Source organism: Bacteroides sp., from assembly GCF_029057325.1.
GTDB lineage: Bacteria > Bacteroidota > Bacteroidia > Bacteroidales > Bacteroidaceae > Bacteroides.
Window position 1 is genome coordinate 1 of sequence record NZ_JAICZW010000171.1, and the last position, 8,184, is coordinate 8,184.

Sequence of the window (8,184 nt, forward strand, 5' to 3'; positions counted from 1 at the left end):
AAAATAGCCTTGATATCTGTTTCGGTGTAATCTTCGGCATAGAATTCCTCAATACCGTGGTCGGATAGCTTGCAACCTTGGCTGGCGAAGAAATCATGGCGCTTGCGCAAAGCGGCAATCATGTCGTCAAAATCGGAAATGACCACACCGCTTACTTCGGAGAGCTTCTCTATGTATGCACGGAAGTCTGCAGGAACTTCCACTGCCATGGCTTTGTCCGGACGCCAGGTGGGCAGCATCTTGATTTCAAAACCACTTTCACGGGTCTTGATGTGGTATTCCAAAGAATCTACCGGATCATCTGTTGTACAAACCACTTCCACATGATAACGGCGCATCATGCCGCGTGCTGAGTATTCGGGTTGTTTTAGTTTTTCATTGCATTCTTCGTAGATTTCACGTGCTGTTTTCGGATTTAGGATTTTATGAATGCCGAAGGCTGTCTTCAACTCTAAGTGAGTCCAGTGGTACAGCGGATTACGCAAAGTATAAGGAACTGTTTCTGCCCATTTCTCAAACTTTTCCCAGTCTGTGGTGTCCTTACCGGTACAAAAACGTTCGTCCACACCGTTTGTACGCATGGCGCGCCACTTGTAATGGTCACCTCCCAACCAGATTTCGGTCAGTGATTGAAATTGGTAATCGTCTGCCACCATTTTAGGACTTAAATGGCAATGATAGTCTATAATCGGCATTTTCGCTGCATGTTCGTGATATAACTTCTGCGCTGTTTCCGTTTGTAGCAGGAAGTTTTCGTCCATAAAGTTTTTCATCTTCTTGTGTTTTAAATATCTAAAAATAGTATTGTGCAATAAGCTAATCTATATCGTGCTGGTTGTAAGGAGAATAGACATTATCTTGCCTTTCGCTTTTATTAACCGTTATCGAACACAAAAGTAGAAATTTTATGTCGAGAAACAAAACTATTTGCGATTGGTATTCTAAATGTTACATTTTATCAATTGAAATGCCATACTTTAACAATGTAAATACCTCAAGTTTGAGTGGAATTTCGGTTGCTAAAGTATGGCATTTCAATGATGGAGTACGTTCTTCTTGGGAAGAAGGATCATTCTGCCGAATGCAGGATGAATGTAGTGGCTCCAATCGTTACGATCGCTCCGTCCTCAATACGGATACGGTCTTTATCTTTCAAAATCTCATTGTTAAGGAAAGTGCCTGTCAGGCTGGGAGCATCGCTTAAAGTATATATCAATGCGCCTTGTTTGTTGCGCTTTACGTTGATGATGCAGTGACGGCGATCCATGCTCATGTCTGAAGTCTCAATCGGTACATTGACAATTGTTCCCACACAGCGGCGGCCGATGATGTTGTCTCCTTCCTGTAGAGGCAGCACCTGCTTGAAGCCAAAGATATTTTCAATGACGGTGATGTTGCCGAATGCTTCTTTAAATTCCGATTCACACGGATGTTCCTCTTTTTGAGGGGCTCTCATCTTAGTTTTGCCTAACCGGATGCTGAATTGTTTCTTGCATTGGTCGCAAACAAATACTAACGATTGGCCTTCGGTGTACTTCGTCTCGTCGAACGTCAAGTAGTTTTCACATTTAGGACAACGAATACGTTTCATGATAGTTAAATAATTAAAGAATAAAGAATGAAAAACAAAGAGCAAGTTACTATTACTTCTTTAATACCCATGCATCTTTATACGTTGCATTCTGGCGGATTTTGTTTAGCGTTTGATATGCTTCCGTTTCCGTAGCGCACGACTGGATACTTACACGTATCTTGCCATCACCGACGATCGTTTTTGCGTGAGGGAATCCCTTTTCAATCAATTGCTTCGTCATCGTTTTGGCATCTTTTTCTGTACCCACGCTGGCAATGATGATATGATGCATCACTACAGGCTTAGGTTGTTGTACGATAGCAGGTTTAGCCGGAACGACAGGTGTGGCAGGGGCAGCTGAGGAGGATGAAGAAGCTACAGAAGTGTCAGATGATGTCTGATCGGTGGAACGGCTTACTTTAACTTCTTTTACAGCAACCGGAACCACTGCTTTCTTGTTTTCTTCTTTAGTCGCTTTCTTCTGAATGGCAGTTTGGGGAGCTTCTGCTTGTCTGATTACAATCGGATGAATGGCAAGGGATTGTTCTTCTATTCTTCCAAAGAGTTCTGTTGGTAATATTTGTGCATAGTTTCCTTCCGCAACTTCTGTATTCTTGATTGGTGTGGATAAAAAGAGGAATAGGGAAACAACTGCGACCATGGCTACTATATTCGACAGGTATGGACGATTGAGTTTGATTTCAAACTTTCGCTTTCTACCTTCCGATGCTGCAGGAATGTCGGCAGGAATGATTTTCTCAACATGCGGCGTTGTCTCTATTTCCGCTAATTCCTGCATTTCAAAACTATCCAGACCATATAAATAAGGTGTGGTCACTTTGTTGTCATAGGGTGCGAATTCGTATGTGCCATGGATAGAACATCTCAATTCGCCGATATTGGGTAAATCGACCCTTCCTTCTTCGTGAAGAGCGGCGAATATCTCTTTCACTTTCTTTTCTATGATGCGGGTGGCATCTGAAAAGTTGGTATCATAGATGGTCATATAGGACTGCACCAACAATCCGTCGTTCATTTTCAATTGGGGATTGAAACCGATGTAGCGGGTAGGGGGCAGAAAGATGTTTTCTTTTGTCATCCGCATGGCGGATGTATAGTGAGCTACGAATCCTCCCAATCCTGGAACAATGACACAATCATTCTCCAATAATAATACTTCTATGTGCTGTGCTAATTCAATCATGTTGCAAATATAGCGTAATTATCGGATATATGCCAGTCTCCCGTTTTTTTTCTTATCAACAAATTATGAGCGCTTCTAAAAAAATCTTACTTTTGCACCGTTTTATAAAAAAAGATAGTTTTATACAATGAACTACATACAAACAGAAATTGACGGCGTTTGGTTGATTGAACCTAAGGTATTCAACGATGTGCGCGGCTACTTTATGGAAGCGTTTAAAGAAGAAGAATTCCGAAAGTACATCGGAGACGTGCATTTTATCCAAGACAATGAATCTAAATCTTCATTTGGCGTATTGCGTGGTCTGCATTATCAGAAAGGCGAATGTAGCCAAGCTAAATTGGTACGTGTCATTAAAGGAAAAGTGCTGGACGTAGCGGTGGACCTGAGGAAATCATCTCCTACCTTTGGAAAATACGTCAGTGTGGAACTTAGTGAAGAGAACAAGCGGCAGTTTTTCATTCCGCGTGGTTTCGCCCATGGCTTTTTGGTTTTGAGCGATGAAGCCATCTTTACTTATAAAGTCGATAATGTATATGCGCCGCAATCGGAAGCATCTATTCGTTTCGATGATGAAACTGTCGGTATTGACTGGCCCATTGCTCAAGAACATTTTTTATTGTCAGACAAAGACAGAAACGCCGTTTCGTTCAAGGATGCGGTTTATTATGAATAACTTATGAAGATAGCTATTGTCGGTACAGGATATGTCGGTTTAGTAACCGGTACCTGCTTTGCGGAAATCGGTGTCAATGTGATTTGTGTGGACACCAACAGTGAAAAGATTGCAGCGTTGAAAAAAGGTGTCATCCCTATCTATGAAAATGGATTGGAGGAGATGGTTCATAGGAATGTGAAGGCAGGACGACTGCAGTTCACGACTTCATTGGAAAGCTGTCTGAATGAAGTGGAGGTGGTATTCAGTGCCGTGGGTACCCCCCCCGATGAGGATGGAAGTGCTGACTTAAGTTATGTGCTGGAAGTGGCACGTACTATCGGGCGGAATATGCAGAAGTATGTGCTGGTTGTAACTAAAAGTACCGTTCCTGTCGGAACGGCAAAGAAAGTGCGTGCCGCCATTCAGGAGGAATTGGATAAAAGAGGGGTTGATATTAAGTTTGACGTAGCTTCGAACCCTGAGTTCTTAAAAGAAGGAAATGCTATCAACGATTTTATGAGCCCTGACCGCGTAGTGGTGGGAGTAGAATCCGAATGCGCTCAGAAGATTATGAGCAAACTTTACAAACCGTTCCTGCTGAATAATTTCCGTATTATCTTTATGGATATACCTTCCGCAGAAATGACAAAGTATGCGGCCAATTCCATGCTTGCCACTCGCATCAGCTTTATGAACGACATTGCCAATTTGTGCGAATTGGTAGGAGCAGATGTAAACATGGTACGGAGTGGCATCGGTTCGGATACCCGCATCGGACGCAAATTCCTCTATCCGGGAATAGGATATGGAGGTTCGTGCTTCCCCAAAGACGTGAAGGCGCTGATAAGGACTGCCGAACAGAACGGATACGACATGCTTGTGCTCCATGCTGTGGAAGAAGTGAACGAAAGACAGAAAGGAATCATGTTCAATAAGTTGCAGAAGCATTTCAATCATGATTTGAAGGGAAAGACCATTACACTTTGGGGACTTGCCTTCAAACCTGAGACCGATGATATGCGCGAAGCCCCTGCTTTGGTCTTGATTGATAAACTACTGGAAGCCGGTTGCAATGTCCGTGCTTATGATCCGGTCGCAATGGATGAATGCCGTCGTCGTATAGGAGACCGCATTTATTATGCGACAGATATGTATGATGCCGCGTTGGATGCGGATGCGTTGATACTGGTGACCGAATGGAAGGAGTTTCGCTTGCCGTCATGGGCAGTGCTCAAAAAGGCTATGAAACAGTCTTTGGTACTAGATGGACGTAACATTTACGATAAAAAGGAGATGGAAGAACAGGGCTTTGTCTATTATTGTATCGGAAAATAGAGTTATTGAAAAATAGAGATACAGAACGTTATGACTTTAAAAAGAAGTATCATTCTGATTGTGCTTGTCAGCTTATGGGCGTCATGTGGCAACAAACCGGACGGGGAAGAAGGCGTGAGAGAAGATCTTACCGCCAAGCAGATGCTGCAAGGTATCTGGTTGGATGATGAAACAGAGATGCCGTTAATGCGCATTGAAGGAGATACGGTCTATTATACTAATCCGTTGAATGCGCCTGCATCTTTTAAGGTTGTTCATGATACGATATATATATATAGTAGCAGTCCTGTGTCTTACAAGATAGAGCGTCAGACGGAATATAGTTTCTGGTTTCATTCATTGCCGGACGAGATAATCAAACTTCACAAATCCGAAAACAGCGAAGACTCCTTATCTTTCATCAGTCGTGAAGTGGAAGTTATTTCCACAACTCCCGAAGTGATAAAGAAAGATAGTGTTGCGATGTACAATGGTACAAGATACAGGGGGTATGTATATATCAATCCTTCCAAGATGAAGGTTTTCAAACGTGCTTATTCTGAAAACGGCATCAGTGTGGACAATGTGTATTACGACAATGTGGTACACATTTGCGTCTATGAAGGGAAACAATTGCTGTATGGACGCGACGTTACCAAAAAGTTCTTTTCCGATTTGTTTCCTGAAGAGATATTGGAGCAGACTATTCTTGCCGATATGAACTTCATCGGAGTGGATGATAAAGGTTACCATTATCAGGCAACCATTGGTGTTCCCGAAAGTTCCGTATTCTATCTGGTAAATATCGATATAGGGTTTGACAAACAATTAAGTATAAAGAAAGCGGAATGAAATTCCGCTTTCTTTATTTCTTCTCAGTTTTGTTCTGCGAACGTTTCGGTTTGTAGTTCCGGTTGTTCCTGTTCCCCGATTTACGACTGCCGTTACCGCGTTTTCTGCCTTCTGCTGTTTTGGGTTTGTATTCGGGAGCTTCTCCTACTTCTTCAGGAAGCGGTATCTTATAAATCTCTTTCTCCAAAAAGCGTTCGATGGTTCGGAAGTTGCCTTGCTCCTTTTCGGAAATAAATGTGATTGCCACTCCATCGTTGTTGGCACGTGCCGTACGTCCGATACGGTGTACATAGTCTTCGCAATCGTGAGGAACGTCGTAGTTTATTACCAAACGGATGTCGTCAATATCAATGCCTCTTGCCACAATATCCGTGGCAACCAGCATATTGATGCGTCCTGCTTTAAACTCATACATCACCTCTTCACGCTGTGCTTGCTCCAAATCAGAATGCATTTCGCCTACATTCAGGTTCATCAGTTTCAAAGCTTTGGCCACTTCCTTCACTTTCAGTTTGGAAGAGGCGAAGATGATGACGCGTTCGGGAACCTCTTCGGCAAACAGGCTGCGGATGATGCCCAATTTCTGGTTCTCATAGCAGACATACGCTGCCTGCACAATCTTTTCCGCCGGTTTTGATACCGCCAACTTTACCTCGGCGGGATTATTCAGTATGTTGTTTGCTAATTGTTGGATCTTGGCGGGCATGGTGGCAGAAAACATGATTGTCTGCCGCTCCTTCGGGAGGTACTTGACAATCTGCATAATGTCATCATAAAATCCCATGTCCAGCATACGGTCCGCTTCGTCCAAGATGAAATAGGAGACACGAGAAAGATCCACATACCCCAAGCTGAGGTGGGAAATCAAACGTCCTGGAGTGGCGATAACTACATCCGCACCCAAAGTCAGCCCTTTTTTCTGCTGTTCAAACAAGATTCCGTCATTGCCGCCATACACGGCTACGCTGGAAACCGGCATGAAGTAGGAGAAGCCTTCCATTTGTTGGTCTATCTGCTGCGCTAATTCGCGGGTGGGTGCCATTACGATGCAATTGATGGCATCTGCCGGATGTCCGCCTTCCGAAAGCCGGTTCAATATGGGCAACAAATAGGCGGCTGTTTTTCCTGTTCCGGTCTGTGCCACCGCGATTAAATCCCGTCCTTCGAGTATCACGGGAATAGATTTTTCTTGTATCGGGGTACACTCTTCAAAGCGCATGGCATCTAATGCCTCAAGCACGCTATCGTTTAGGTGTAGTTCTGAAAACTTCATGTATCTTTTTTTAATTTGTTGGCAAAGATAATTAAAAGTGTTCTAATATAGGCTTTCCTGATAAAAAAACAGCGCTGACTGCTTGATGTATTCTCATTTCGGCCTTTTGGGTGTCAAGGCATATCTATATATTTATCCTTGAAGCCCAGAAAATAGAGTACGCCGTCCAGTCCGATGGTATTTATGGACTGCTTGGCGTTTGCCACTACCTTTGGCTTTGCATGGAATGCAATGCCTAATCCGGCGATTCCAAGCATAGGCAGGTCATTGGCGCCATCGCCGACGGCAATCGTTTGGGCAATATCCACTTTCTCCACCTGGGCTATCAGTCGCAACAGCTCTGCTTTACGCTTGCCATCGACCACATCGCCTACATAGCGTCCTGTCAGCTTGCCGTCCTCGATTTCCAGTTCATTGGCATATACATAATCAATGCCATATTTCTTTTGCAGATATTGTCCGAAGTAGGTGAATCCTCCCGAAAGAATGGCAATCTTATAGCCGTACTTCTTCAAAACAAACATCAAGCGGTCCACGCCTTCTGTTATGGGCAGATTCTCTGCAATTTCCTGCATTACCGAAACATCCAGCCCTTTCAATAGAGCCACTCTTTCGCGGAAGCTTTCTATAAAATCTATCTCGCCACGCATAGCGCGTTCGGTTATAGCCTTCACCTGGTCGCCCACGCCTGCACGTATTGCCAACTCGTCAATAACTTCTGTTTCAATCAACGTAGAGTCCATGTCGAAACAAATCAGGCGGCGCATCCGCCGATACATATTATCCAATTGGAAGGAGAAGTCCATTTCCAGTTCTGCCGCAAGCTTCATCAGCTGCTCCTGCATGGCAATGCGGTCTTTGGGGGTGCCTCGAACAGACAGCTCGATGCATGCTTTGGTGCTCGATTCGCATTCGTCCAGTGGAATACGTCCCGTCAGGCGCTTGATGGCATCGATGTTCATTCCCTGTTCTGCCACGATGCGGGTAACGGCAGAGATTTGGCGGGCAGACAACTTACGTCCCAGTAAGGTTAGAATATAGCGGTTCTTTCCCTGCATATTCACCCAGTCCTCATATTCCTTTGTTGTAACAGGGAAGAAACGTACATTCACTCCTAAAGAAGAGGCTTTGAAAAGCAACTCTTTCATAATAAAGCCGGAGTATTGTTCTTCTGTCTTGCACAAAATACCCAACGAAAGAGTGTTGTGAATATCTGCTTGGCCGATGTCTAGAATAGCCGCGTCGTATTTGGCCAAAATCTCCGTTACAGAAGCCGTCAGGCCCGGACGGTCTTCACCTGTAATACGAAT

General features: G+C 44.0%; 8 protein-coding genes. 3 read left to right on the plus strand and 5 right to left on the minus strand.

Annotated features, from left to right (window positions below):
* From K2G43_RS11610 to K2G43_RS11620, 3 genes are all read right to left on the minus strand, one after another.
* Nucleotides 1–773 (minus strand): glucuronate isomerase (locus tag K2G43_RS11610; protein WP_300155380.1); only part of this gene is annotated, 773 nt, incomplete at its 3' end.
* Nucleotides 774–1,069: 296 nt separating this feature from the next.
* On the minus strand, nt 1,070–1,591 hold the full coding sequence (locus tag K2G43_RS11615; RefSeq protein WP_297644169.1) for an FHA domain-containing protein: 522 nt from the start codon (nt 1,589–1,591) through the stop codon (nt 1,070–1,072).
* A gap of 52 nt (nt 1,592–1,643) precedes the next feature.
* Entirely contained in the window at nt 1,644–2,777 is a 1,134-nt protein-coding gene (locus K2G43_RS11620; RefSeq protein ID WP_297644168.1) for an SPOR domain-containing protein, read from the minus strand.
* Between the two features lie 127 nt (nt 2,778–2,904).
* Between K2G43_RS11620 and rfbC the strand changes: the two genes are divergently transcribed.
* Genes rfbC through K2G43_RS11635 form a run of 3 tightly spaced genes read left to right on the plus strand, consistent with a single transcriptional unit; the run spans nt 2,905 to nt 5,601 of the window.
* Nucleotides 2,905–3,453 (plus strand): dTDP-4-dehydrorhamnose 3,5-epimerase, encoded by a 549-nt coding sequence (rfbC, locus tag K2G43_RS11625; RefSeq protein ID WP_297643938.1) that lies wholly within the window; start codon nt 2,905–2,907, stop codon nt 3,451–3,453.
* 3 nt (nt 3,454–3,456) lie between these two features.
* Nucleotides 3,457–4,770 carry a UDP-glucose/GDP-mannose dehydrogenase family protein gene (locus K2G43_RS11630; RefSeq protein WP_297643937.1) on the plus strand — a complete coding sequence of 438 codons (1,314 nt, stop codon included), beginning with the start codon at nt 3,457–3,459 and terminating at the stop codon, nt 4,768–4,770.
* A 30-nt stretch (nt 4,771–4,800) separates the two neighbouring features.
* Nucleotides 4,801–5,601, plus strand: a complete 801-nt coding sequence (locus tag K2G43_RS11635; protein ID WP_300155386.1) for a DUF4738 domain-containing protein — start codon at nt 4,801–4,803, stop codon at nt 5,599–5,601.
* A 13-nt stretch (nt 5,602–5,614) separates the two neighbouring features.
* On the opposite strand, the gene K2G43_RS11640 is transcribed toward K2G43_RS11635, so the two are convergent.
* Together K2G43_RS11640 and serB are read right to left on the minus strand one after the other, a co-directional pair.
* A complete protein-coding gene (locus K2G43_RS11640) occupies nt 5,615–6,874 on the minus strand; it encodes a DEAD/DEAH box helicase (protein ID WP_297643935.1) in 1,260 nt (419 codons plus the stop codon).
* Between the two features lie 113 nt (nt 6,875–6,987).
* Nucleotides 6,988–8,184: phosphoserine phosphatase SerB (serB, locus tag K2G43_RS11645; protein WP_300155389.1), on the minus strand; the 1,197-nt coding region annotated here is incomplete at its 5' end.